This is a genomic window from Streptomyces sp. NC-S4 (assembly GCF_054353315.1).
This window is the reverse complement of sequence record NZ_CM135937.1, coordinates 7,525,390-7,552,113: the sequence shown is the minus strand read 5'-3', so window position 1 is coordinate 7,552,113 and position 26,724 is coordinate 7,525,390. Positions and strand designations below refer to the sequence as shown.

The following is a 26,724-nucleotide window of genomic DNA, read 5'->3' as shown; positions in this document are numbered from 1 at the left end:
TTTCCGGTTTTCCCGGCTCCGGCAGGGGCGAGTTGAGCCGCTCGGCCTACCGCTCGGGCGGCAGCAGGCGTCGGTCGCAACGGGTGTCGACGGCGGGTGGAACGCGGAACGACACGGCGGGGCGGCCACCCGACGGCTTCGCCGGGCCTGCGTCTCCTCGGCCGTGACAATGGTCGCCGGACGGCGAAGTCCGGCCACCCGGAGCGGTGTTCAAGCCGTGTACCGCCCGAGTGGCTCCACGGCCTCCGCGCAATCGTAACTGTGGGTGCCAGAATGGCCGACGCTCCGTCAGGAGTGATCCGCACGTTCAGCGCCGCTCCGGACCGTGAGGGCCGGGGTCAGCGGTCATGCTCGCGGGAGGGGAAGCAGTGGCACCGCAGGAATCCCTGCTCAAGATCTACGGAGACCGGTCGTACCGGCACGTGACGATGGCGCGGCACCAGGGCACCACCATCGCGTTCGCGATGGATGCGTCCCGCCGGATCGTCTACTCGGTGTTGGACCTGTCCGGCCCGCCGGCCAAGGGCGAGGCGGACACCGCGTACTGGAGCGACAACCCGGCCGAGCTGGTCTTCCCCCGGGAGCTGGCCGAGGTGGGGTACGCAGTGGTCGGCGCGACGGCGATGCCGACGGTCAAGCGCGGCGGGGCCGAGGCGGCCGTCGACGAGCGGCCCACGGCCCAGGAGACCGACCCGTTCCTGTCCACCACCGCGCGGCTGACGGCGGACGCCCCGTTCCACGTGGTCTCCGACGGCACGTACGTGGTGGTGTTACGGCAGTCGGTCGGCGAGACGCACTCCGACGCGGTGTACAAGCTGACCGGCGGCGGCTGTTCGGGCAGCGCGTCCCGCACGGACTACGTGCTCAGCGGTACGAAGAAGGTGCCGCTGGTGCGCGACACCCTGCTGTGCGACCGGTTCCTGCTGGTGGACGGCAAGCTCAAGCCGGTTCTGGAGGTCCGCTACAAGCGCAGCCGGCACGCCACCCGTCCCGAGTCGGCCAAGGACAGCCTGGGCACCGAGGACATGGAGGGCCGCCCCTTCCACGAGCCGACCCAGGAGCTGTCCTTCGTACGGAACCTGACCCAGGGCCGGTTCGCCGCCGTGCTGGTGCCCACCGCGATCAGCGGCGTGCAGCGCTGGCAGCTGTTCGCCCACAACGACGCCACCGGGCGGGTCGACTCCTTCAGCGTCGAGCAGGGCGCCCAGGGCCTGTTCAACACCCGGGGCACCCGTTTCTACACCAGCCCCGACCCGCTCTACCGCGACGCGGTGTTCGAGCGCAGCCCGGGCAACTGCCCGTTCACCGGTCGCGAGCTGGTATCGGTGACGGGCACCGAGGGGCGTGCGGAGACCGCGCTGCGGCTGGACGGCACCGACGCCCATGTCGACCTGGGCGATCCGGCGGCGCTGCGGTTCGGCGGCAAGGCGTACTCGATCGAGGCCTGGGTCAAACCGGCTGCCCTCGACGGTCCGGTGCTGGCCAGGAGCGGGGAGTACCTGCTGGCGGTGGACGCCGCCGGCCTGGTGAGCCTCACCCACCGGGGCGCGCCGTCGCCGCTGCTGTCCACCGAGTCGGTGCCGACGGACGCCTACACCCACATCGCCGCCACCTTTGACGGCACCACCGCGAAGCTGTACGTCAACGGCAGGCCGGCCGGCAGCGGGGCGCTGCCGTTCACCCCGGCCACCGGTGTGAACACCCTGGTCGGCAAGGACTCCTCCGGTGGTACGGACAGGCTCTTCAAGGGCGACGTCGACGAGATCCGGATCTGGGACCGGGTGCGTTCTGCCGCCGAGCTCACCGAGGACATGAGCTACCGGCTGATCGGCAACGAGCCGGGGTTGGTGGCCTACTACCGGTTCGACGAGGGCACGGGGAGCACCGCGAACGACCAGACCGACCGGGCGCTGCACGGCACCCTCGGCGGCGGCGTGCAGTGGACCGGCTCGGAGGCCCCGGTCGGCGACCACCCCGGGGTGCGGCGCGACAGCTTCGTCCTCAAGGGGCGCTCGGTGGTGTCCGGCCTGTCGGCCGTGCTGTACCACCAGCAGGAGAACGTGGTCGCCGGGTACCGCCCCGACCCCAAGCCCGCCAAGCGGCAGGCCCGGGTGCTGCTGGCGTTCGCCGCCAGGTACGGCCAGAACCCTTGCCTGGCGGGCCTGGACTTCGCGGTCGGCCGCGACGGCCGGCTGGCCCAGGCGCCGGACGTGCTGGACCCGGCGGTGCTCAAGCGGCCGACGAAGGGCCAGGACTCGGAGCAGGTCAGCGCCCTGCAGCAGCTGATCAAGCGGCTGGAGCCGGAGGTCGCGTCCCTTCAGTCGGAGATAACCCGGCTGGCCGGCACCGCGGGCAGGGTGGCCGAGTACCAGGCGGAAGTCGACCGGCTGAAGCCGGGCTTCGACGACCTGGAGCGGCGATACCTCGCCGAGAAGGACCTGGCCACCTCCTGGATCTACAGCCTGGAGCTCAAGACACCGCGCCAGTTGGCCAGCGGCCACCTGGCGCAGTCGCTCTTCGCCATCCTCACCTCGGAGTACGAGGCCGGAGTGCAGTTCGTCCCCCCCAACGGTCCCCGGTCGACCTGGTGGTTGGACGACACCGGCCAGAGCCAGGGCGGCCGGCCCTGCTACTTCCTGGTCGCCCGCGAGCGCAACCGGGACCTGCGCGTCACCGGCAACTCGACGTCCGAGACCGCCCGGCTGAGCACGATCGTCCGCGAACCGGGCAACGTCAGCGCGCAGTTCCAGCTGATCGCCGAGGGCGAGCACGTCCGCATCGTCAACCGCGGCAGCCGGCTCGCGATCGGTTTGCCCTCCACGTACCAGTTACCCCACCTGGTCCAGTCGAGCGACTGCCTCACCGCGGACTCGGGCCTGTTCAAGATGACGCGCCTGTCCATGCGCTCGGGTGTGGACGTGGCGTACCTCGCGGCGAAGGAGAAGCTGGACGCCGCGCGCCAGCTCCTCCAGGAGGCGCGCACAGCCCAACAGCGGGTCGCCGAACTGCAGCTCGTGCTGGCCGCCCAGCAGGCCGAACTCAAGGACGCCCGGGACCAGCTGGCCCGCCTGTCGACCGCCCTGCAGGGGGACGACGACCTGACGGTGGCGATGCCGCTGCTGGCGGTGGACTCCACCGGTCTGAGCCTGTCCGGCGGCCTGCTCGAATTCGCCCGGGGCACCGACCGGCCCGCACTGCTGGACAGCGGCACCGGCAACGTCGTGCTGTACTTCCGCGGCGCCGAGAACCAGTTCTTCGCCGTGTACTACGACACCGGCGTCGTCCGCGGTGCCCAGACCCTCGCCGGGGACGGCGGCACGCTCACCTTCCTCGCCCGCGACCCGGCCGTTGCCCTGGACAGCGCCACCATCAAGGTCGCGGACGGCGACGCGCCCGGCCGCTGCGACCTCACGATCTCCGTCGGGACGGACACCGAGACCTGGCGGTCGCTGCCGCGCAAGGCCGACCTGATGGCCGCCGCCCTGGCCGGGAGCCCCGGCCGGCCGGTGACGGTCGGGGCGGTCGCCCGGGTGACGGGCAGAAGTGTGGAGCTGACCGGGGCCACCACCGTGCCGGTCCCGGCCAAGGCCCACCTCGTGATCGGCAGCACCGGCTACGCCGCGGAGGCCGACAACCTCACCGGCGCCAAGACGCTCACCCTCACGACGGCGGGCACCGCGATCAAGCCCGGCGACAAGGTCAGCCTGGTCGGCTACGACTGGGCCCGGGCGGAGTCCACCCGGGCCGGGGTCCTGCTGTCCGCCGGCTCCCGCCTGATCGGGCTCACCCCGGGCGGCGTCGACTCCGTCCCCAACGGCACGGCCAAGGCGACGATCACCGGCCGCGGCTGCCGCTGGCGGGCCGAGATGCCCGGCCGGGCCTTCCTGTTCGACGGCAAGGAGCAGTACCTGACCCTGCCCGCCGGCCAGCAGCAGAACATCGCCCCGACCGGTGACCTGAGCCTGGAGGCCTGGGTCAACCCCGAGGCCGGAGGGGGCCGGATCGTCCACGCCAGGACGGACGGATCGGGCTACTCCCTGGCGCTCGCCCCGGCCGCCCTGCCGGCCTGGCAGTTCGTCGGCGGCACCAAGGCCCAGCTGACTCCCTCGCTCGACCTGGCGAACCGGGACTTCACCATCGAGCTGTGGGCCAAGCGCAACCAGTCCCGGGGCCGCGTCGAGCCGCTGCTGTTCCACGGTGCGACGGACGGCCGGGTCGACCAGTCCCTGCACCTGTGGGTCCACCCCGACGAGACCTTCTACTTCTCGCTGTACGGCGACGACCTCAAGACCACCCAGGCCTACCCGGACCTGGAGTGGCACCACTGGGCCGCGGTCTACAAGAACGCCACCCGCGAGCAGATCCTCTACCGGGACGGCGTCGAGGTCGCCCGCCGCACCTCCAACGGGGCCTACACCGGCAACGGCCCGCTGATCCTGGGCCACTTCCCCTTCACCGGCGACTACCTCGACGGCCGGATCGACGAGGTCCGCGTCTTCGGCCGGGCCCGCACCCAGCACGAGATCTCCTCCGAGCGCCACCAGCGGCTCTCCGGCCGCGAACCGGGCCTGCTCGGGCACTGGACCTTCGACGGGCCGAGCAGCCCGCCCTCACCGATCAAGGGCTACCAGGTGGTCGCGCGGGTGGGCGACCGGGTGGTGCGCTCGGCGGAGCGTTTCCCGTGCAACGAATGGGCGCACCTGGCCGCCACCTTCGCCCAGTCCTGGGCCCTGAGCCTGAACGGCGGCGCGGGCCTGTCGGTGGCCCCGCAGAATTCGCTGGACGTCCTGGAGGACCTCACCATCGAGGCGTTCGTCCGGATCGACAAGCTCGGCGCCCCGATGGGCCTGCTCGCCAAGGGCACGGTGGTCGACGGCGGCCGGGAAGGCGTCCCGTACCAGTTGGGCATCCTGGCCGACGGCCGGGTGGAGTTCGCCTTCGCCGAGGCCGACGGCAAGGCCGTCCGGCACACCTCCGACCGGCCCGTGACGGTCGGTGCCTTCCAGCGGGTGACCGTGGTGCGGCAGCGCCGCAAGCCCGACACCTCCGCTGCCGCCCAGGCGAACGCGAGCATCCAGTCCGAGCAGGACATCCGCTTCTACCTGGACGGCGCAGCCGCCGGCAGTCACCTGTACAGCGGCCCTGGTGCACAGTCCAACTCCGGCGAGCTGGAGATCGGCCGTGGGCTGCACGGCGTCCTGTGCGAGGTGCGGCTGTGGAACTCCGCACGGCCGGCCGTCCAGCTCGGGCAGCCGGTCACCGCGCGTGAGAAGGGGCTGCTGGCCCGCTGGCCCTTCAACGAGAACGCCGGGAACGTCACCGTCGACGTCTCCGGCTCCTTCCCGGCCAAGCTGCGGGGCGCCCGCTGGACCCGCGACGTCGACCCCACGGCCAGCCCGCTGCGGCTGTACCGCAACGGCGAGCCGCTGTCCGAGGCCCCCGTGACCGCCCAGGACACCGCCTCCTGGGGCGATCCCCAGCTCACCCTGGGCGCCCGCCTGGAAGGGGCCAAACCGACGGAGCTGCTGACCGGAACGCTGGAGGAGGTGCGGATCTGGCGCACCGTCCGCACCCGGGAGCAGATCAGCGACAACCTGTTCACCCGCCTGCGCGAGAACAAGCGGGACCTGCTCGGCTACTGGCCCTTCGACCGGGACTCCACCGAACCCGGCACCACCTCGGTGCGCGACGAGGGCCTGCGCGGCAACAACCTCGCCTTCTCCGCGAAGCGGCCCCGCGTCCTGCTCTCCACCGCCCCCGTGTCCACGGACACCGCCCAGGTGCGGTCGGCCCTCGCCGACGTCCGCACTCCCTTCCACGACACCATCGCCGGCGCCCCCGGCGCCACCGAGTACGCCGACCTCCAGTACGACGCGAAGGGCGAGACGCTCGGTGTGCTCAAGCGCTGCTACGGCTTCGTCCGCGACGGCCGCTGGCACCTGGTCACCGGCTACAAGGTGGGTGACCTGACCACCGAGTGGGTCGGCCAGGCCCAGTTCGACCCGCAACTCATGGGCTACATCGAGGGCGCCCCGCCGGTGCCCTCGGAGAACCTCACCGACAAGGCCGACGGCTACGCCGCCGCCTCCTCGGTGGAGTTCGCCGAGGCCAACCAGGTGGTGCGGAGCCTGTCCTCCAGCAAGACCCGCAGCGTCAACGCCGCCTTCGGCTTCGCGGTGGGCTTCGAGACCGATGCCAGCGTCCTGTCGATCACTGCTCCGGCCGGCTTCGGCATCGCGTCCCCGCTCGCCGACGCCCAGTTGAAGGTCGGCCTGACGGGCCGCCTGGAGTTCTCCAACACCTGGAGCGAGGACACCAAGGTCAGCCAGGGCGCCAACACCGCCCGCAAGGCCAAGCTGGCCCTGACCGGCTACACCGAGGACGCCGCCAAGGTGCTGAACTCCGCCGTCGGCCGCCGGTACGTGCCCGCCAACAACGGCATGGCGCTCGTGCAGTCCCAGACCGCCGACGTCTTCGCGCTGCGCCTGGCGCACACCGGCGCCCTGGTCGCCTACCGGATGCTGCCCAACCCGGACATCCCGCCGGACTGGAACCTCATCCACTTCCCGATCAACCCCCGCTACACCAAGCAGGGCACCCTGGACGGCGCGGTCGGCTTCGACGACCGCGGCAAGGTCACCGACCCCGACTACCCCACCGCCACCGGCTACGGCGAGTACAGCTACTTCAAGCCGCGGGACGCCTACGCGCTCAAGCGCCGGATCACCCGCGACCAGCAGCGGCTGCACGCCTTCTACGAATCGGTCTCGACCGAGACCCACCGCCCAGACCCGACCCAGGGACAGGCCAACGCGCTCCTGCGCTCGATGGGCATGTCCGTCGAGCAGCAGGAGACCGGGCGCAGCACCGCCGGCAGCGCCGCCGCCACCGGCTTCTCGCACCGGGACCTGGTCAACACCTACGTCTGGACGGCCCAGGGCGGCTTCTTCGCCGAGACCACCGAGGCCACCGACGCCGTCAGCGAGACCACCTCCGGCTCCTACGCGCTCAGCGGCAGTATCGGCGGCACCTACGGGGGCAACTTCGGCTTCAAAGGTGTGAACTTCTACGGCCAGCTTGAGGCCTCCGTGGGAGGCGGTTTCAGCGTCACCCGGGCCAAGGGCAAGGACGCCTCCCGCTCCTTCGGCCTCGACGTCCAGTGCGCACCCCCGGGTGACCTGCAGCGCCGCGACAAGGACGGCAAGCCCGTCTACGACACGGCGGGCAAGCCCGTCCTGGTGCCGGGCAAGGTCGACGCCTACCGCTTCCTCACCTTCTACCTCGGCGAGAACAGCGCCAACTTCGACGACTTCTACCACAAGGTCGTCGACCCCACCTGGCTGTCGGGCAGCGACGCCCCCGACGCCGCCGCCCTGCGGCAGACCCGCCAGAACTCCGCCAAGCCCCCGTGCTGGCGGATCCTGCACCGCGTCACCTACGTCAGCCGGGTGCTCGCACCCGTCCCGCCGCCCGGGGCGCCGCCGTTGGAGAAGGCGATGCGCGCCGAGAACATCGACAGCAACTACGAGCTGATCAAGCGCCTGGAACCGTACGTCCGCCCCGCCGCCACCAGCACCGGCGCCCTCGCCACCGCCACCCGCGCGGCCCTGGCCGCCCAGCTGCCCGAGCTCCTCCCCCACTCCACGGAGATCATCGACTACCTCAGCCGCTACTTCGGCATGGACAACTGACCTGGGCCCGGCCCTCCGTCACCTCGGAGGGCCGGGCGCGCCAGGCGTCCGGCGACAGCATCCCACTGCGGAATGGAGAGGCGCTGCGCACGGGCGGGGGTGAAGGCGGTGACCGTGTTGGCGGCGGTGCCGATCACCGAGTTGGTGCAGCCGGGCGAGGAACGAGCGCCACCCGACGCCGACCGTACGCGTCGCGGGCCGGCCCCAGCCCCAGCCCCAGCCCCAGCCCCAGCAGGCTCTCCACACACTCGCGGCGCGCGGCCCACGCGCCGCTACCAGACATGCCAACCGGCTGCCTGATCGATCCCTGCGGGTGACCGCCCCGACCGGGATCACGCCCTCAACCGCCCACCGCATCCTGCACTGCAACGACGTCGCCAGCCCGGCAGCTTGGCCCTCCGGATGAGCAACCCGTGTCTGGTCGGCCGGGACCAAGATCCGGTCCATTCTCGGACCATACTGCCGGGATGGACATCCCGAACCACCGTTTTGCCTGGTCAGCCCTATTCCAACTGCTGTACCACCAGCAGACGAAGAATCTGCTGAGCCATACGGCGCGGCTCTCTGGTGTCGGCGGCTGTCACGGCGACTGCGCAGACTTCCGAACCCGGTCGGCAAGTTGCTGCCAGCGCCGACGCACAGAGGAACCGCCCTCCGCGTCGACCGAGCCCAGACCACCGGCGGCTTGCTGGAGCGGTGGAGGCTCGCGCGCGCGGTGTGGCCGAAGACCTCGAGGAAGACGCAAGACGTCGATCCGTTCCACTATCAATCCCGGGGTGCTGGTTCTATGTTCGTCATCTCGATGCTGAGGGGGGAGTGCATGGACCCTGACGACGTGATGATCGATGCCCTGGCCGACAAGATCCTCGGGGGCAAGGTCGGAGGCGCTCTCCACCTTCCGTTCCGGTGGAAACAGAAGAATGCTCCGCGTCGCGCGTACTCCCCTATCCACGTCGAGGCGAACACTCCCGTCCGCACCGATCTCTCCTGCCGCCTCGACCTCCGCTTCCGAATAGGCCTCGACAAGCCGTGGGAGTACAGCCTGATACTCCTCCACCCCGGAAGCCGCACGGTCCTCCGCCGCCTCGATGTTCGGGGGACACACCTCGACCGCGAAACCGGCGAGCACTTCATCAATCGCACGCACAAACACAGGTGGAGCGAACACCGAGGCAACAGGGACGTCTACGCCCCGGACGACATCCGTCACGCGCCGGACCCGATCGCCAATGCGACGCTCACCTCTATGGACGAAGAGTACGACCGCGTCGTCAGGGACTTCGTCCTGGAATGCAAGATGGACATCTCCGCAGGCTACGTTTGGGTTCCGCCCACGCCGCCGATACCGGCCCCGACGCTAGAGGGATTCGAGGAATACCCATGAGCGCCTCCCCCCTCGACCCTCGCCTCACCGAGGACTTGCGCTGCTGGCACATCGCACCGGCAGGCCGCCCGGGATCCGTCGCACTCACAGGACGCTCGTACTTCGCTGACGGAGACGGCCTGACCGTCCTTCTCCGAGTGTCCGGAGACGACGCCTTGGCCAGCGACGGCGGCACCATGGTTTCTCGCTTGGCCGATGCTGGAGTCGACGTCTGGGGCCCAACCCGAGCAGCGACCGCCTGGACCGAGACACTCAGCGCATTCCGCCTCAGCGAAGTGGACGGACGAATCGTTGGCCGCCGGCCCCTGCAACAGGCGGCGACGCTCGTATCGGACATCAGTAGTGCGATGCTGACCACCGACGGGCTGCGATGGCTCGCAGCCCCTGACCGGGACAGCAAGCTCGTGCGTCAGTTCTACGCGTACCTCGACGATGCCCGCATCGCCTACGACCGGCGCCCCACCGTGGAGCTCCCCCGCGGCGCCACGGTACGCCCCACCGCGCGCATCAACCTGCCCAAGCGAACAGTCCTGGTGCAGGCCGTCGGCGGCTCTGAGCAGGGCCTGGAGCATGCTCTGTCGCTCGTGCAGCGCATCGAGCGCGCGGACTACGCCTTCGACCAGCGCCTCGTGCTGCTGAAGGGCAACCCCCAAGCCTGGCCCGCCGATCACCTCGACCTCTTGGCGGACTACACACCAGTCGGATTCTCCGACCGCATGGACGCGGTCACCCGATTCCTCAAAGAGGGCACTCCACTGGAACGCCCCGTCACATCGGAGCCGTAGGCTTCCCGCTCTCACACGACGTTTCCAGCTCCGCCCGGCGAAGAGGACCGGCCGAGCAATGTCTTGTCACTTGTGCACAACACCCGCCGCGCACTAACCCGCCCCCCTCATCCATGGATCGCAGACCCCGGCCGGGTTCGCCGCCAGGGTGGTGGGAGGCGACGGCCCGGCGGCGACCACCATCGCCCTTGACTACCAAGAGGCGGCGACGTAACCGGCAACCAGATCTAACTACTCGTCAGTAAAGTCAGCAAAAGGTCAGCATTCGTCCGACCAAACCTGGTTACAGCCTGCAACACATGAGACTCGACCGTCGGCGCCGAAGGCTCTCGCCCCGCATTCGACAGCCTCCCCTGCGAAACCAAAACCGGAGGGCCGGGCGCAATTACCACACCCAGCCCTCGCGCGCACAAACCAGCAGGTCAACGCACCCTTCCTCGCGCCTTCAGGTGGGTTGGGGGAAGCTCTGGGGCCGGAATCGGAGGGCCGTCGTAGCCCTTCACCTCACCGAATCGCGACCCGTTCATCCAGTCTTCTCGGGCCTGCGCGATATCATCGTGTGACCGTCCGATCCAGTTCCAGAACCATTCGATCTCTCGACAGTTCCGCAGGTCAGAGCGTTAAAAGTCGCTGGAAGTCAGCAAAAGTCAGCATCGGCGCCTCTCCCGGCGGGCATGCACAGGCACCCGAACGTGCGCCCAGCCGCTCGACGTATCCGCCACTGCCGCCGAGGCCACGTCGCACGTCGTCGAGAACAGGTTGGCGACCAGTTGGCCGACAACAGGCGCGACCGCCGGGAGACAACGGATGCATCCGTGAGTTACACGGCAGTCCAAGCGGAGCGGCCAAACAGACAGGTCGGCCGAGACCAGGCTCCTGGCAACACCGGCGGTGCCGAGTGGCTCAGTGCCGCCGGGCAGACCGAGGACCGCCAGGACCGTTCGACCCTGATCGTTTGCAGCTGGCCCAGGGCCACCATCGTCGCGGCAGCCCCGCATCGTCCTCCGGCGTCGTCAAACGAGCCAGCCCTTGCCGCGGACAAGGGGCAGGCTCTGCCAGAGGCTCCCCAGACCCCAGGTGCATCCGGCTCCGATCGCCGCGAGGGTCACCAGGACCGCCGCGTACAGGACGTGATAGTCCACCAACGGATTCGTGGACATGCTGAGGCTGCCGTCCGACAGGTGCCTGGCAGGGGGCCACTCGGCGGCCCACATGAGCGCCATCATCGTGGTGCCCGCAGCAGCCGCGACGCGTAGGGCGACGCCGCTGGCCAAGGCGATACCGATGCCGAGCAGTCCCAGCATGAAGGTCCAGTCGGCCCAGGCCGCCCCGGCCCAGGAATGGAACGTCGCCTCCAGCGGCCCGGCAGAGACGTGGCTCAGGAAGCCCTTGGTCGGAGACCCGCCATCGATCCATCCCTTGCCCGCCGGGGTCGCGTATCCCCAGCCGAATGCCTTGTCGCCGAAAGCCCAGAGGAACGTGAACGCGGTCAGCAGCCGGGTCGCTGCCGCGACGCGCGCGACGGTCAGAGGCGTGGTGAGTTCATCAGCCGCGGTACCGGGCGTTGTGGCCGAGGTCGCCTTGCGCCACCCGGCGAAGCGCATTCCCGGCTGACGGTGCTGGCGCTGGTGCTGGTGGAGAGCCATGTCGTAGGAACCTTTCCTCATGGGCAGGCCCTGTGCGTGCCCCCATGGCCAATGTCCCCGCACGGAGGGCGCGGGCCATGAGGGCGAACGGCCTACGCCGCGCCGCCAATGGTCCCTCAGAGCCGCGCGGTTCACCGTCGATCTCGGAAGCGGGGGCAGAGTGCCGGGAGCCGGAAGGTTCGCTCTCGCCGCTGTGAGGGCCCTGTTGCCCGAGAGAGGGGGCCGACAGGCCCCTGTGAGCCCGCTGCACCCTTCGGAACAGTGAGGTCTGCACGGGGCAAGGAGTCTCGTGGACGACGGACAAGGGAGGTGAGTGCCATGGCCGGTCTCCTTGCCATCGGCGCCATCACATCGATCGGTCTCGGCGCCATTCTCACGTTCGCTGTGGACTGGCAATGGGCCACCGCCGACCGGCCGCTCGTCGGACTGATCATGATGGCCGTCGGCTTCATCGCTCTCGCTGCCGCCACGAGCCTGGACCGTCAGGGCAGCGGCAACGGAAGGTCGACAGGCCTGTGATCGTCCCCGCCCTGGGCCGAAGGGCCCTCGGGAGCCAGCCGGACAGCCTCTTGGCCGGGCGCTGGTCGGCAACAGGCGAGGAAGGAGGCATTGGCCAGGGAGAGCTGGCCGGAGCTGCCCCGGTGAGGGACCGGCTGCCGACACGCGACTCATCGCAAGGCGGGGCACGTGTACGTCCCCCGGATACGAGATCTCCAGCAGCACCGGAGGGACCAACGGACCTGGCGACCAGGCCCCTCGGCTCCTGTGGGACGTGCTGGCGGGGGAGTTGGCTGGACGGAGTGGCGGGGAGGCACCTCGCCCTTCGAAGGGCATGGCCATGACGAACGAAACCCAGAACTCCCACGCCTATCTGGTCGGCGGAGGCATCGCCTCGCTGGCCGCGGCGGTCTTCCTCGTACGGGACGCGGGGATGCCCGGCGAGAACATCCACATCCTCGAGGAACTGACGCAGACCGGCGGCGCACTCGACGGCAGTGGCGCACCGGACACCGGCTACGTCGCCCGGGGTGGCCGGATGCTGGAGGACGAAGCCTACGTCTGCCTGTGGAACCTCCTGGCGGCGATCCCCACGCTCGGCAACGACAACGTGTCCGTCCTGCAGGAGACCGAGGAGTTCAACGCCCGCTGGCTCACCCACGCCAACGCCCGGCTCATCGACGCCTCCGGCCGAATCCTCGACGCCTCAGAGCTGGGCTTCACCACTGCCGACCGGGTGGAGATGGCCCGCCTGCTCGCCTTGCCCGAGTCCGTCATCGGCGCGCGCCGGATCGAGGACTTCTTCTCCGAGCACTTCTTCACCACCAACTTCTGGGCGATGTGGCGCACCACCTTCGCCTTCCAGAACTGGCACAGCGCCATCGAGCTCAAGCGCTACTTCCTGCGCTTCCTCCAGGAACTCCCCCGTATCCACACCCTCGCCGGAGTACGACGCACGCGGCTGAACCAGTACGACTCGATCGTTCTGCCGGTACAGGCGTGGCTGGGGCGGCAGGGAGTCCGCATCGAGCACGGAATCCGAGTCACCGACGTGGAGTTCGCCGTCGGCGAGGCCGGCGAGCGCCGGGCCGAGCGCATCCTGTTCGAGCGGGACGGCACAGCGGGATCGTACGGAATCGGGCCGCAGGACTACGCGTTCATCACCATCGGCTCCATGACCGCGGACGCCCGCTACGGAGGCGACGACACCGCCCCCGAGCTGGTCCGCGACAAGCGCGACGGGGCCTGGAACCTGTGGGAGACGCTGGCCCGCAAGGCTCCGGACTTCGGTCGGCCCGGGGCCTTCAACGGCAACGTCGACGAGGCCAAGTGGGAGTCGTTCACCTTGACGATGCGCAGTCCGGCGCTGCTCAAGCGGATCGAGGAGTTCTCCGGCAATGCCCCCGGCACCGGGGCGCTGATGACGTTCAAGGACTCGCGCTGGCTGATGTCGGTGGTCGTGCCCCACCAGCCGCACTTCGCCGGCCAGCCCGAGGACGTCTTCACCCTTTGGGGGTACGGGCTGTTCGTGGACGAACCGGGCGAGTTGACCGGCAAGAAGATGTCGGAGGCCACGGGACAGGAGATCCTCGTCGAACTGCTCGGGCACCTCGGCTTCGACGACATCGCCGACGAGGTGTGCGCCACCACTGCCGTCACGACGGTGATGATGCCTTACATCACCAGCCAGTTCGAGCGCCGTGACATCCACGACCGGCCGCTGGTGGTCCCCTCCGGGTCGACAAACTTCGCCTTCCTCGGGCAGTTCACCGAGATCCCCGAAGACGTCGTCTTCACCGTCGAGTACTCCGTCCGCGGGGCGATGCGCGCGGTGTACGAACTGCTGGGCGTCGACAAGGAGGTTCCGGCCGTCTACCACGCGCTGTCCGACCCGTTGACGGCGCTGCGGGCCCTCAAGGCCGTCTTCGCCTGAGCTGTGGCTCGCCTCTCCCAACAGCACGGCTCGCCGTTTCAGACCGGAGGTCCTTCCGTGTTCCACCCCGTGCCAACCTCTCCACCCGATCTCGGGGTCCGCCGGTCCCGGGCGATCACCGTCGGGCTCGACGGATCTCGCGAGAGCCTGGCCTCCGTCGCCTGGGCCGCGGACGAAGCGCGCCGACGGGGTCTCGCCCTTCGCCTCGTGCACGTGTGGGGCCTGGAACCGGACGTCCATTCACCGCTCATCGGCTCTCGCACCAGGCTGGAGCCGTACGACGTGGACCCGCGCTCCACGGCCGAGCGGATACGGCGCACGCATCCGGGCCTGGACGTGGTCGCGCAGGAGCTGTGCGGCGAGCCGGCCACCGTTCTGTGCGGGGCCGCCGAGGAGTCCGAGCTGTTGGTGCTCGGTTCCCGCGGTCTGGGCGGGGTCGCCGGGTTCGTGTCCGGTTCGGTGGCCCTGTCCGTGGTCGCCCGTACCCGGCATCCTGTCGTCCTGGTTCCGGGCCGCGCTCCGATCCCGAACGGCGGCATCGTCCTCGGCCTGGACCTCTCCCACCCGTGCGACGAAGTTCTGGACCACGCCTTCTCCCGGGCCCACCGGCTCGGTGTACCCCTGCGAGTCGTACACAGCCCGCATACCCAGCGGGGGCTCGGCAGCGATGCGGCACTGACCGCTTCGGCCATGGCGCCCGGAGCTGCGGACGCGAGGACCGCACGAGACCTGACGCAGGTGATCGAGCAGTGGCGGCATGCGTACCCCGGCCTGCGCGTCACAGGGGAGATCCGCCCCGGCCACCCCGCGCGAAGGTTGGTGGAGGCTTCCCACACGGCCGGCCTCCTCGTCATGGGCCGCCGCAACCGCCAATCCCGGCTCGGTCCCCACACCGGAGGTGTGACCCGTGCGGTCCTGCACCGCTGCCGGACGCCGGTGGCCGTCATCCCCCACGACTGACCATTCACAGCGCTCCGCACCGCCGTTGCCCGCGTTCCCTCTGTGAGGGACGCGGGCCGCTTCGCGTACCAGGTGCTCAGTGACTGGTGTGGGCACCGCGCACGTCCGTGTCCGGCACAGCCACTGTCCGGCCGGGCGACGAGGGACGTTCGGCCCGTTCCCCGGGTCTCCTGGACCATCGCTCCCCCACGGTGCGGAAGGGAAGGGTGGGACACACACCGCCGACGACGGACGACGGTACTCGCCCCATAGGCTCCGGAGGAAACACCATGTCACGTACGGTCATTGCGGGAATCGACGGATCCCCTGCATCTCTTGCCGCCGCCGAGTGGGCCGCCCGGGAAGCCCGGCGGCGCCGGGTCCCCCTCAAGCTGTTGCACGCCATGGAGGAGTGGATCCCGTCCTACGGATACGCGTCGCAGACCGAGGCCACCCCGTCACCCCAGTACTGGGGTGAGCGCATCCCCCGGGAGGTCGCGCTGCAGTTGACCGAGCGGCACCCCGGCCTGGAGATCACCACGGAGCAGGTGGACGGGCGGCCGCTGACCGTCCTGGTCGCTGCCGCGCAGGAGGCCGAGGTACTGGTACTCGGCTCGCGCGGACTGGGGGCGATGACAGGATTCCTCGTCGGATCCGTCTCCCAGGCCGTGCTCGCCCAGGCCAAGCGCCCGGTCGTGGTCGTGCGGCCGGGCGCCTGGCTGGACGCCGACTGCCTGCCCGCGTCTGATGGTGACGCACCACGGAAGGACAACGACCGGCCTGTCGTGCTCGGGCTGGACCTCTCCCACCCGTCTGCCGAGCTCCTCGACCACGCCTTCGACGCGGCGTCCGTAGGCCGGGCCCCACTGCGTGTGATCCACCGCTGGAGCATGCCGCCCGCCTTCGCGTTCGACCCGGCGCTGCTCGCGCCCGAGGTACGGGACGGCATGGCGACCTCCACGGCGACGGCGCTCGCCGACGAACTGCGGCCCTGGCGTGACAAGTACCCCGAAGTCCGTGTCGAAGTGGACTGCTCGGTGGGGCAACCCGCCAACCAGCTCGTCGAAGCCTCGGCAGAGGCCTCACTGGTTGTCGTCGGCCGGCGGATACGCCGCTCCGCCATCGGCGCCCATCTCGGCCCGGTCGCCCACGCTGTCCTCCACCACGCCACAGCCCCGGTCGCGGTCGTACCCCACGCTTGAAGCGATCGCGTGTGCCGGGTTGCCCTGACCGTCCGTGGCTGACCACAGACCTGGGAGCAACCCATGCGCGCCGAGCCCGGCCGGGTGATGTCCACCGGCCGGGCTCAGCGTGTGCCTGGCGCTACTGCGTTCCGCCTGTGTCTCGTTCTTCACGGCGGAAGTCTTCCTCGCCCCACCGTTTTGCCTCTGAGGGGCACTGGCCGGTAGTGGAACTTCGGCTCTCGGTGGCAGGTGGCAGATCTTGTTGAGGGGCTGTGGTGAGGACGAGGCGAAGCCCCAGCCCGCGCTTCTCGGCCTCGGTTGCCGCCCGAGCCAGGCTCGCGTACCAGTTTTCCGCCGGGTCGATGCGGACGAGAATCTCGCCGGCTTCGGTGGTGGCCATCTCGGTGGTCGTCATGACGCCTCGCTCCTGGGCTCGTCGGCGTGCCGCGGGATCAGTTCGACGGGGCAGTGCGCATGGTGCAGCAGGCTGTGCGTCACGCGCCCCAGGGTGCGCCCGAGGTAGCCGGGCGAGCGGCGCCCACCCATGACCAGCAGATCGGCGTGGCGGGAGGCCTCCACCAGCACCCCGGCGACGGACACACTCCTCTCCGCGTCCGCCTGGACCGTCAGCGAGGGGCACTCGGCCCGGATCTGCTCGGCTACGACCTTCAAGCTCTGCCCACGGTGGCCGGCGACCCCGTTCTGGCCATCGGCTGCTCCCGCCGCGGATACGACGGACTGCAGGACGCCCTGTACGTACAGCAGCCGCAGCGAGGCCTTGCGCAGCTCGGCTTCACGCGCGGCGTGACGGACGCAATCGAGGTCGCGCTCGTCGCGCACGGCGGCCAGCACTTCACCGTTCACGGCCTCGTGCTCGCTCCCCCGCACGACGATCACGGGTGTACGAGCGTCCGCAGCGACCTTGAGGCCGACCGAGCCCAGGGTCAAAGAGCTGAATCCGCCCGGTCCCCGGTTGCCGACGACGAGGGTCCCGCGGTCGCTCGCGGCCCGGCGCAGGCTCATCGCAGGCCCGCTACGGCTGAACTCCGTCGTGACCGAGAGCGCGGGATGCCGGGACTGCACGGCCTCGGCCGTAACGTCCAGCAGTTCACGCCCTGCGACACGGACCCGTTCCATGTCGTCGTCCGAAAGCTCGAGGACCCGGCCGTCGACGTCGGACCCGTACACGATGTGGAGGGGGCGACGGCGCCGCGCAGCCTCGTCCGAAGCCCAGAGCGCCGCCCACCGGGCAGGCTCGGACCCATCGACACCGACGATGACCGATCCGAGGTCCGGACCTCTGCTGTTGCTTTCCATAGCTCCTCCTGGCCGACCGCTATTGGGGGCAGCTCCACGCTGACACCCCAGCGCCGGACAGAAGAGGGGCCCTAGGTACCTCGTCGGGGCCGAAGGTCCCCACCAAGGGTTCTGCTCGTCTCCATATGGAATTCGACCGTTGCCGCAAGACCGATGAATTCGAGGTTCGCCACTCCGCGCCCACCGCTCAAGCCGCTCCCGCCGCTGCGCCCCAGGGCATCGACTCCCTGGCCGGTCCACTCAGGCTCGACAATCTCCTGACGCTGGGCTTCCTCGCCCCGACGGTCCGCGACGCGAAGCGGCAGGTCACCGGCCTCGTTTCCGGGCTGTCACCGGCCCCGATCAATGCCTCCGGCCTGAGCGGCCTGCTGAAGTAGACGACGAAGGCCGCGTTGCTCCCGCCGGCCGATCTCCAGGACGTCTTGCTGCCCATGCTCCAAGACGACCCAGCCAAACCCGACGCCCGACCAACTCGGCAGCACGCCGGAGACCGGGCTGGCCGTGCCTTCTCGGAGCGCGGCCAGGGGCACGACCGCCTCGCGGACGACGGACAGGTACGCGGTCCAGTCCGCGATCGGTCCCGGTGAGGCCTACCTCCACCGAGCCCTCCGGCGAGACGAAACCGAGCTTGACGACCTGGCCCAATCGACCGAGCGGACGCCGAGCCGCCGCGCGGCTTGGTCTGGGTCGAGGGGGACGTGCCGGTCGAGCAGACCGGCCCCGTCGTCGGCTGCCGCCGCACCCGCCGCGTCGTCTCCCGCGACCTGCCCAGGATCAGACCGCCCGAAGGTCTCCGCCCTGAAAGGCCTACCGGATGGCCAACCCCGTGATCGACGGGAAGCGGGCCGACTCTGCCCGCCGCCGCGAACGCGTCCTGAAGGCCATCGACGCCGCGGTGAAGTCCGGCGGGGACATCACCATCTCCGGCCTCGCCCCGCACGGCTCAAGTCGACCGGACATTCCTCTACCGCCATCCCAACCTGCTCGAACGCGTCCACGTCGCTGCCAGCGCACCCACGGGAGATGGGCGGATGGCGGCGGTGTGCCGGACGTCCAAACCAACCTCGCGAACGCGCTGGAGGCCAACAAGCGCCTTACCGCACGGGTCCAGCAGTTAGAACGGCGCCTGTCGTCTCAGCTCGGCACAGGGTCTGCACCCGAACGGGGTTGCCGGCCATCGGTGTATCCGGGCTGCGCCCCACACTCGGCGTTCGGTGCGCATGACCTTCCTCGTAGCGTGGAGGCGGCTGCAAGGAGAAGTTGATGGTCACGGGCCGGAAGAGGCGTCTCATGTGGCGCGCATCCGGCTGGTTCAGTGTGCCCGCAAGCCGTGCGCCCGGAACTGGTCGCGAACGCGCTCGACCAGTGCGGCGTCCGGAACCGGATTGTCGCGGAGCGGGAAGGGGATGCCGAGCGAGTCGTACTTGTGGGTACCGAGTTGGTGGAAAGGCAGGACGTCGACGCGGTCGACGTTGTCCAGTTCCGCGAGGAAGCGGCCCAGACCATCGATGGCAGCCGGATCGTCGGTCCAGCCGGGGACCAGGACGTAGCGGATCCAGGTCGGGACGCCGAGACGGTTCAGCCGGGTGGCGAAGTTGAGGGTGGGTGCAAGGTGGCCGCCGGTCAGGCGCCGGTAGACGCCGGCGTCGAAGGACTTGATGTCGAGCAGGACCAGGTCGGTATCGGCCAGGAGTGCGTCGTCGGCGCGAGTGCCGAGGGCGCCGGAGGTGTCCAGTGCGGTGTGCAGGCCGAGCTCCTTGCAGCGTCGGAACACCTCGGCGGTGAAGGCGGACTGGAGCAGAGGCTCACCTCCGGTCAGCGTCACGCCTCCACCGGCCAGGTTGGTGAACTGCCGGTACCGCTCAATGCGCCCCACCACTTCGTCCACGGTGACCGGCTGCCCGTCGCGCATGTGCCAGGTGTCGGGGTTGGCGCAGTACAGGCAGCGCAGCTGACAGCCACTGAGGAAGAGAACGAACCGGGTGCCGGGCCCGTCCACGCCGGTGGACAGGTCCCAGGAGTGGATGCGGCCCGTGGTCATCGCGCACCGTGGAAGGTGCGGTTGATGACGTCGAGTTGCTGTTCGCGCGTGAGGCGGACGAAGTTGACGGCATAGCCGGAGACGCGGATGGTCAGGTCGGGGTAGTTGTCCGGGTGTTCCATGGCGTCCTCGAGGGTGGCTCGGTCGAGGACGTTGACGTTCATGTGGAAACCGCCTGCGGCGGTGTAGGCGTCGAGGATTCCGACGAGGTGTTCCGCACGTTCGGCCGGATCGTGCCCCAGGCCCTCCGGTGTGATGGTGGACGTCAGGGAGATGCCGTCGCGGGCCTGGTCATACGGGATCTTCGCGACCGACAGCGCCGATGCCGCCATCCCGTGTCGGTCACGTCCGTTCATCGGGTTTGCGCCCGGGGCGAAGGGTGTACCCGCACGGCGGCCGTCGGGGGTGTTGCCGGTGTGCTTGCCGTAGACGACATTGGAGGTGATGGTGAGCACCGACTGTGTGTGCTCGGCCCCCCGGTAGGCCGGGTGGCGGCGCACCTTGGCCATGAAGGAGCGGACCAGGTCGACCGCGATGCGGTCGGCGCGGTCGTCGTCGTTGCCGTAGGTCGGGTAGTCGCCCGCGACGTGGTAGTCGACGGCGAGCCCGGTGGCATCCCGAATGACCCTGACACGGGCGTGCTTGATGGCCGAGAGGCTGTCGGCCGCCACGGACAGCCCAGCGATGCCACAGGCCATCGTCCGATGCACCGGGTGGTCGTGCAGGGCCATCTCGATGCGCTCGTAGGCGTACTTGTCGTGCATGTAGTGGATCACGTTGAGCGCGTTGACGTAGGTCGCGGCGAGCCACTCCAGCGTGCGGTCGTACGCGTCGGCCACATCGGCGTAGTCGAGATGCTCGCCGGTCAGCGGGGCCGTCGCCGGGGCGACCTGCTCGCCGTTCATCTCATCGCGGCCGCCGTTGATGGCGTACAGCAGCGCCTTGGCCAGATTCACACGGGCACCGAAGAATTGCATCTGCTTGCCCACCGCCATCGCGGAGACGCAGCAGGCGATCGCGGTGTCGTCGCCGGTGCGGGGGCGAAGGAGGTCGTCGGACTCGTACTGGATGGAGCTGGTGTCGATGGATGTCTGGGCGCAGAACTGCTTGAAGCCCGCCGGCAGTCGGGGGGACCACAGCACGGTCAGGTTGGGCTCGGGGGCGGGGCCGAGGTTGTACAGGGTCTGGAGAAGGCGGAAGGACGTGCGGGTGACCAGGGGGCGGCCGTCCTCTCCGATGCCGCCGATGGACTCGGTGACCCAGGTGGGGTCGCCGGAGAACAGCGCGTCGTACTCCGGCGTACGCAGGAACCGCACGATCCGCAGCTTGATCACGAAGTCGTCGATGAGTTCCTGGGCGCGGCTCTCGTCGATTTTTCCTTCGTCGAGGTCACGCTGGAGGTAGACGTCCAGGAAGGTGGAGGTGCGGCCCAGGGACATCGCCGCGCCGTTCTGCTCCTTCACGGCGGCGAGGAAGCCGAGGTAGAGCCATTGGATGGCCTCGTGCGCGGTGGCTGCGGCACGGGACACGTCGCAGCCGTAAGAGGTGGCCATCCGTTCCAGCTCGCCCAGTGCCCTGATCTGCTCGGCCAGTTCCTCGCGGTCGCGGATCACGTCGGCCGTGGACGGTGTCTCGTCCAGCCGGGTCCGCTCGGCTCGCTTGGCCTCGATCAGCCGGGCGGTTCCGTACAGCGCGACGCGGCGGTAGTCGCCGATGATGCGGCCTCGCCCGTAGGCGTCTGGCAGGCCGGTGATGATGCCGGCCCTGCGGGCACCCAGCATTTCGGGGGTGTAGGCGTCGAAGACACCGTCGTTGTGGGTCTTGCGGTACGTGCCGAAGACCTTGGTGACGAACGGATCCGGTTCGAAGCCGTACGCGCGCAGCGCGTTGTCCACCATCCGCAGCCCGCCGTTGGGCATGATCGCCCGCTTCAGCGGAGCATCGGTCTGCAATCCGACGATCAGTTCCCGGTCGCGGTCGATGTAGCCGGGCGCGTGGGAGGTGATGGTGGACGGCATGGCGGTGTCCACGTCGAGCACACCCTTGCGGCGCTCCTCCGGGAAGAGTGCGGTGACGGTCTTCCACACGGTGCGGGTGCGCTCCGTGGGACCGGCAAGGAATGCGGCATCGCCCTCGTAGGGCGTGTAGTTGGCCTGGATGAAAGAACGGACGTCGATGTGCCGCTGCCACTCATCGCCGGTGAAGCCGCGCCACGGGGTGATGGTGCGACTGGCATCGTCAGGGTGCTGGACGGTCAGGGTCATGTCGTCATCTCCTGGGCCGGGACGGAGGCGAGGTGGGCGATCGCCCTTTCTCACTGCTGATGGTTCCCGTCGGCTGTGTCGCCGGCCAGGGCCGAAGAGGCAAGGCGGATCCCGCTGACCGGCCCCGGTGAGCGGGGCGGAGAGGGCCTGTGGTCCCGTCGAGGCGAGGGACCATGGGCCCTCCCGCAGAGCGTCACGAGCCCAACCCGGCAGCCGCGGCGGGTACGGGTCCATGACGACGCGGCTCTCCGCGCCCCCGGGCAGCACGGTGCGGGGGCTATGCGCTCGCGTCGGTGCCGTTCGCTTCCAGGGCTGCCCGGCCGGCCTCAAGGCGGGCGACCGGGACACGGAAGGGCGAGCAGGAGACGTAGTCCAGCCCGGCCCCGTGGAAGAAGTGGACCGAAGCGGGGTCCCCTCCATGCTCCCCGCACACGCCGATCTTCAGGTCCGGGCGAGCTGCCCGGCCCTCCTCGACCGCGATCCGCACCAGCCGGCCGACGCCTTCACGATCGATCGTCTCGAACGGGGAGACGGGGAAAACGCCCTTGTCGAGGTACGCGGAGAAGAACGCGGCTTCGACGTCGTCGCGGGAGAATCCCCAGGTGGTCTGTGTCAGGTCGTTCGTGCCGAAGGAGAAGAACGCCGCCTCCTTCGCGATCCGGCCGGCGGTGAGAGCCGCCCTGGGCAGTTCGATCATGGTTCCGACCGGGCAGGTGACGTCGACGCCGGTCTCCAGCGAAACCTCCGCCAGGACCCGGTCCACTTCCTCCCGTACGAGGTGGAGCTCCTCGACCGCGTCCACCAGCGGGACCATGATCTCCGCCCGAGGGTCGCCGCCCGCACGCCTGCGCGCGACGACGGCCTCGGCGAGGGCCCGTACCTGCATGGCCACCAGCCCCGGCACCACCAGCCCCAGGCGCACACCACGCAGGCCGAGCATCGGGTTCTCCTCGTGCATGCGCGTGACGGCCGCCAGGAGTTCGCTGTCGTGCGGATCGGCCGGTGTGCCGAGCGCTTCGCCGCGTGCGAGACGGACGGCGAGTTCCGTGCGGTCTGGCAGGAACTCGTGAAGTGGCGGGTCGAGCAGCCGGACGGTGACCGGCAGGCCGTCCATCGCTTCGAGGATGCCGATGAAGTCCTGCCTCTGGAGCGGCAGCAGCGCCGTGAGTGCCGCCTCTCGTTCGGTGTCGCCGTGCGCGAGGATCATCGCCTCGACGAGGGGGCGCCGGTCGCCGAGGAACATGTGCTCGGTACGGCACAGGCCGATCCCCTGGGCACCGAAGCGACGGGCGCGGGCCGCGTCCTCGGGGGTGTCCGCGTTCGCCCGGACCTCCAGGCCCCGCACGGCGTCCGCCTGCCGCATGAGCCGGTGCACATCACGCACCGGCTGCCGGGCCGTACCGTCGGCCGGCAGCACGCCGCCCTCCTCGAAGTACCGCATGACGTCGGAGTCGACCAGGGGTACGGAGCCGAGGCGCACCACGCCTTCCGACCCGTCGACGGAGATGACCGTGCCTTCGGGGACCGTCACGCCACCGGCGCTGAAGCGCCGCTCCCGGGTGTCCACGACGATGCCCTCCGCCCCGCACACGCACACCTTGCCCATGCCGCGCGCGACGACCGCGGCGTGGCTGGTCTTCCCGCCCCGGCTGGTGAGCACCGCCTGGGCGGCGACCATGCCCGGCAGGTCGTCGGGCGTCGTCTCCTGACGTACGAGAACGACCTTCTCGCCGGCGGCCGCCCTGCGGACCGCTTCCGCGGAGTCGAATACGACGGCGCCCACGGCCGCTCCCGGTGAGGCGGGCACGCCCCGCGCGATGACCTCGCTCGAGTCCGTGGTGGCGAAGCGGGGGAACATCAGCCGTGCGAGCGCCTCGCCGCCGACCCGGCCCAGCGCCTCCCGCTCGCTGATCAGTCCTTCGTCGGCTAGCTGGGAGGCGATGGCGAAGGCGGCCTGGGCCGTGCGCTTGCCGACGCGGGTCTGGAGCATCCACAGTGTGCCGCGCTCGATGGTGAACTCGATGTCGCACAGATCGCGGTAGTGGGCCTCCAGCCGGTCCATGTAGCCGCGCAGTCGCGCGAACGACGCAGGGTCGAGACCGGCCAGGTCCTGGAGGGGCACGGTGTTGCGGATGCCGGCGACGACGTCTTCCCCTTGGGCGTTGGGCAGGTAGTCGCCGTAGACGCCCGGTCGGCCAGTCGCCGGATCCCGGGTGAAGGCGACGCCGCTGCCTGAGTCCGCACCGAGATTGCCGAAGACCATGGTCTGGATGTTGACCGCGGTGCCCAGATCGTCCGGAATGTGCTCGCGCCGGCGGTACAGGCGTGCGCGGTCGCCGTTCCAAGAGGTGAAGACGGCGAGTACCGCCCGCCGGAGTTGCTCGGCCGGATCCTGCGGGAATTCCTCCCCGGTCCACTCTTGGATCAGGTCCTTGAAGGTCTCGACGATCCGGATGAGGTCGCAGGTGTCCAACTGCGTGTCGTCGCCCCGGCTGTGTTGCTGCTTGACGGCGGCGAGCGCCGCCTCGAAGTGGGAGCCGTCGACGCCCATGACCGTACTGCCGAACATCTGCACGAGGCGCCGGTAGGAGTCCCAGGCGAAGCGTTCGCGCTCGGGGGTCTTGGCCAGGCCCAGGACCGAGAGATCGTTCAGCCCGATGTCGAGGATGGTCTCCATCATGCCCGGCATCGAGAACCTCGCCCCCGAGCGGACGGAGAGCAGGAGCGGGTCGTCCACCTGGCCGAGCCGCTTCCCGGCGGCTCGTTCCAGCGCCGCGAGATGCTCGCCGATCTGCCGGTCGAGGCCGTCCGGAGCCTGCCCCGTGGCGAGGAAGATCCGGCAGGCTTCGGTGGTGACGGTGAAGCCGGGCGGCACGGGCAGGCCCATGCGCGCCATCTCCGCGAGGTTCGCTCCCTTGCCTCCCAGGAGACCGGCCATGTCCCGGCCGCCCTCGGAGAAGTCGTACACATAGGTGGTCATGGCTGCTCGCCTGTCTCTTCGGTGGATGTCGGGTCCCGGGAAGCGGGGCGGCATGCCGCACGGTAGCGGCCGGTTCGGTCGGTCAGTCGTGCGGCACGACCGTGACGGGAGCCAGGGAGTGGTGGATGACGGCGTGGGTGACGGCCCCGATGTGCGTGCCGATCCGCGCACGCCGGTTCCGGCGACCCACCACGACCAGCCGGGCCCCTCGCGAGGCTTCCGCGAGGTCCTGCGCCGGCCGGCCCTGGCGGCATTCACGGACGACGGAAACACCGGGGTACTTCTCCGTCCACGGGGCCAGCGCCTCGTCGAGCGCCCGGCGCGCGTCCTGCGCGACTTCCGCCCACATCAGTTGCAGGGCGGCGCCCATGTCGGCTCCGTAGAGCGACGGAACGGCCCAGGTGTGCAGTACCCGCAGACCGCAGCCGTACCGGTCGGCCGCCGCGAAGCCGAAGGCGAGCACCTCGTCGCCGGGTGCGGACACGTCCAGGCCGACCACGACCTCTCCGGCCGGTCCGTCCTTCCCGGCAGCCGGGCGGTTGTGCGGGCGGACCAGAACGACCGGGCGCCGGGTGCGGGCGAGCACGGCCAGCGAAACGGATCCGGCGAGGAAGCCGGCCGGCCCGCCCAGGCCACGGGAGCCGAGCACCAGCAGCTCCGCCTCGTCCGCGGCGGCACACAGCTCCTCCACCGGGTCACCGCAGACCCACTGCGTCTCGGTCCGCAGACCCGGGTGGCGCCGGCGCAGTCGCCTCCCCGCCGTACCGAGCGCCCGCTCACCCCACCCCTGAGCGGTCGCCGGCGCCACCAGGCGGGTACGCGGATCGTCGTCCTTGCTCCAGATCTGGAGAATCCGGAGCGGCGCCGCGCGGCGCACTGCCTCCCCGGCAGCCCAGTCCACGGCGGCGAGGCTCTCACGGGATCCGTCGAAGCCGACGGTGACGGTGCGGGACATGAACGGCTCCTCGGGAGAACGGGGAAGGGCCTTGCATCTCCACAGTGGCCTGCCCACGACCCACCCGCCGAGGGGCCACAGGTCCCTGCTGCGGGTCCTGTAGGCCCCACACGACCGCACACCGCCGGCGGTCGGTCGCCCATGCAGTTCTGGCACCACGCCCGCTGCCCCGTTGCTGTCGTACCGCACGCCTGACGGCCCGCCCCGCTTCGGGGACGGCCCCGGCGGCCTCTCCGGCAGACATGCGGAAGCGGCCCGGCCCGACGTCCGAGAAGGACGCCGGGCCGGGCCGCTCAGCCGTTTCGCGGGCGCGTGAACCTGCGCTCAGATCCCGGCACAGCCGTCACACCTTGCCGAGCCGCCCGCTCTGGTCTCCCGGGGCGGCCAGAGCCTGCGTGGCGATGACGGCGGCCTGCACTCGCCGTTCGACGCCCAGTTTGGCGAGCAGCCGGGAGATGTTGTTCTTGACCGTCTTCTCCGCCAGGTAGAGCCGCTGACCGATCTCACGATTGGTCAGCCCTTCCCCGACAAGAGCGAGGATCTCACGCTCGCGCTCCGTCAGGCCGGGCAGACCCTGTGGAAGCTCCTCCTGCGGAGGTCCGCCGCGCAGCCGGGCCATCACCCGCGCCGTAGCGCCGGGGTCCAGCATGGACTGGCCGGAGGCGACCGTCCGCACGGCGTTCACCAGGTCGGTTCCGGTGATCTGCTTGAGCACGTATCCGGAAGCGCCGGCCATGATCGCGTCGAGCAGCGCCTCCTCGTCGTCGAACGACGTCAGCATCAGGCAGGCGAGGTCGGGCATGCGGGAGCGCAGCTCCCGGCAGACACTCACGCCGTCCCCGTCCGGCAGGCGCACATCCAGGACGGCGACCTGCGGGCGCAGCGCGGGCACACGGACGAGCGCCTGCTCGACCGTGCCCGCCTCCCCAACCACGGTCAGGTCCGGCTCGGCGTCCAGCAGATCGTGCACACCGCGGCGCACGACCTCGTGATCGTCGAGGAGGAAGACCCTGACCGGTTCCTTCCCGGTGAGGCCGCCGCTGCTGTCCGTCATCGCACACTCCGAGTTCGCCGAGTCTTCCGCCCGCCGGCGGATCCACTGCATCG

At 70.1% G+C, this 26,724-nt stretch carries 16 protein-coding genes and 1 pseudogene; 8 read left to right on the top strand and 9 right to left on the bottom strand.

The window, feature by feature from the left end:
* Positions 1-368 precede the first annotated feature (368 nt).
* From ACXNSR_RS33800 to ACXNSR_RS33790, 3 genes are all read left to right on the top strand, one after another.
* On the top strand, positions 369-7,691 hold the full coding sequence (locus ACXNSR_RS33800; protein WP_458639143.1) for a LamG domain-containing protein: 7,323 nt from the start codon (positions 369-371) through the stop codon (positions 7,689-7,691).
* Between the two features lie 787 nt (positions 7,692-8,478).
* Positions 8,479-9,075 carry a hypothetical protein gene (locus ACXNSR_RS33795; protein WP_458639142.1) on the top strand — a complete coding sequence of 199 codons (597 nt, stop codon included), beginning with the start codon at positions 8,479-8,481 and terminating at the stop codon, positions 9,073-9,075.
* Between the two features lie 155 nt (positions 9,076-9,230).
* Positions 9,231-9,860 (top strand): hypothetical protein, encoded by a 630-nt coding sequence (locus ACXNSR_RS33790; RefSeq protein WP_458639141.1) that lies wholly within the window; start codon positions 9,231-9,233, stop codon positions 9,858-9,860.
* Positions 9,861-10,282: 422 nt separating this feature from the next.
* Here the strand turns inward: ACXNSR_RS33790 and ACXNSR_RS33785 are convergent.
* Both ACXNSR_RS33785 and ACXNSR_RS33780 read right to left on the bottom strand, forming a co-directional pair.
* Positions 10,283-10,456, bottom strand: a pseudogene (locus tag ACXNSR_RS33785) (pirin family protein); the annotation flags it as partial.
* Positions 10,457-10,873: 417 nt separating this feature from the next.
* Positions 10,874-11,506 carry a hypothetical protein gene (locus tag ACXNSR_RS33780; RefSeq protein ID WP_458639140.1) on the bottom strand — a complete coding sequence of 211 codons (633 nt, stop codon included), beginning with the start codon at positions 11,504-11,506 and terminating at the stop codon, positions 10,874-10,876.
* A gap of 318 nt (positions 11,507-11,824) precedes the next feature.
* On the opposite strand from ACXNSR_RS33780, the gene ACXNSR_RS33775 reads away from it, so the two are divergent.
* The 4 genes from ACXNSR_RS33775 (at position 11,825) to ACXNSR_RS33760 (ending at position 16,078) form a co-directional block, all read left to right on the top strand.
* Complete coding sequence (locus ACXNSR_RS33775; protein WP_458639139.1) at positions 11,825-12,025, top strand: hypothetical protein; 201 nt, start codon at positions 11,825-11,827, stop codon at positions 12,023-12,025.
* Between the two features lie 319 nt (positions 12,026-12,344).
* Entirely contained in the window at positions 12,345-13,937 is a 1,593-nt protein-coding gene (locus ACXNSR_RS33770) for an oleate hydratase (protein ID WP_458639138.1), read from the top strand.
* A 69-nt stretch (positions 13,938-14,006) separates the two neighbouring features.
* Positions 14,007-14,897 (top strand): universal stress protein, encoded by an 891-nt coding sequence (locus tag ACXNSR_RS33765; RefSeq protein WP_458639137.1) that lies wholly within the window; start codon positions 14,007-14,009, stop codon positions 14,895-14,897.
* Between the two features lie 269 nt (positions 14,898-15,166).
* Positions 15,167-16,078, top strand: a complete 912-nt coding sequence (locus ACXNSR_RS33760) for a universal stress protein (RefSeq protein ID WP_458639136.1) — start codon at positions 15,167-15,169, stop codon at positions 16,076-16,078.
* Between the two features lie 121 nt (positions 16,079-16,199).
* Here ACXNSR_RS33760 and ACXNSR_RS33755 read toward each other — a convergent pair whose 3' ends face one another.
* The gene (locus ACXNSR_RS33755) at positions 16,200-16,475 is read right to left on the bottom strand and encodes a hypothetical protein (protein ID WP_458639135.1); all 276 of its coding nucleotides are present in this window, start codon (positions 16,473-16,475) and stop codon (positions 16,200-16,202) included.
* Positions 16,472-17,377, bottom strand: a complete 906-nt coding sequence (locus ACXNSR_RS33750) for a universal stress protein (RefSeq protein WP_458639134.1) — start codon at positions 17,375-17,377, stop codon at positions 16,472-16,474. Before ACXNSR_RS33750 ends, ACXNSR_RS33755 begins: the two co-directional genes overlap by 4 nt.
* Before the next feature lie 125 nt (positions 17,378-17,502).
* Between ACXNSR_RS33750 and ACXNSR_RS33745 the strand changes: the two genes are divergently transcribed.
* Positions 17,503-17,754: a hypothetical protein gene (locus tag ACXNSR_RS33745; RefSeq protein WP_458639133.1), complete on the top strand. Its 252-nt coding sequence runs from the start codon at positions 17,503-17,505 to the stop codon at positions 17,752-17,754.
* A gap of 935 nt (positions 17,755-18,689) precedes the next feature.
* Here ACXNSR_RS33745 and pflA read toward each other — a convergent pair.
* The 5 genes from pflA to ACXNSR_RS33720 all read right to left on the bottom strand — a co-directional run bounded on the left by pflA (position 18,690) and on the right by ACXNSR_RS33720 (position 26,671).
* Positions 18,690-19,418 carry a pyruvate formate-lyase-activating protein gene (gene pflA / locus ACXNSR_RS33740; RefSeq protein WP_458639132.1) on the bottom strand — a complete coding sequence of 243 codons (729 nt, stop codon included), beginning with the start codon at positions 19,416-19,418 and terminating at the stop codon, positions 18,690-18,692.
* Positions 19,415-21,682, bottom strand: coding sequence for a formate C-acetyltransferase (gene pflB, locus ACXNSR_RS33735; protein ID WP_458639131.1), 2,268 nt, complete (start codon positions 21,680-21,682; stop codon positions 19,415-19,417). Before pflB ends, pflA begins: the two co-directional genes overlap by 4 nt.
* Positions 21,683-21,959: 277 nt before the next feature.
* On the bottom strand, positions 21,960-24,662 hold the full coding sequence (ppdK, locus tag ACXNSR_RS33730) for a pyruvate, phosphate dikinase (RefSeq protein ID WP_458639130.1): 2,703 nt from the start codon (positions 24,660-24,662) through the stop codon (positions 21,960-21,962).
* An 82-nt stretch (positions 24,663-24,744) separates the two neighbouring features.
* Positions 24,745-25,617 carry a universal stress protein gene (locus tag ACXNSR_RS33725; protein WP_458639129.1) on the bottom strand — a complete coding sequence of 291 codons (873 nt, stop codon included), beginning with the start codon at positions 25,615-25,617 and terminating at the stop codon, positions 24,745-24,747.
* Between the two features lie 343 nt (positions 25,618-25,960).
* On the bottom strand, positions 25,961-26,671 hold the full coding sequence (locus ACXNSR_RS33720) for a response regulator (protein ID WP_458639128.1): 711 nt from the start codon (positions 26,669-26,671) through the stop codon (positions 25,961-25,963).
* Positions 26,672-26,724: the final 53 nt, after the last annotated feature.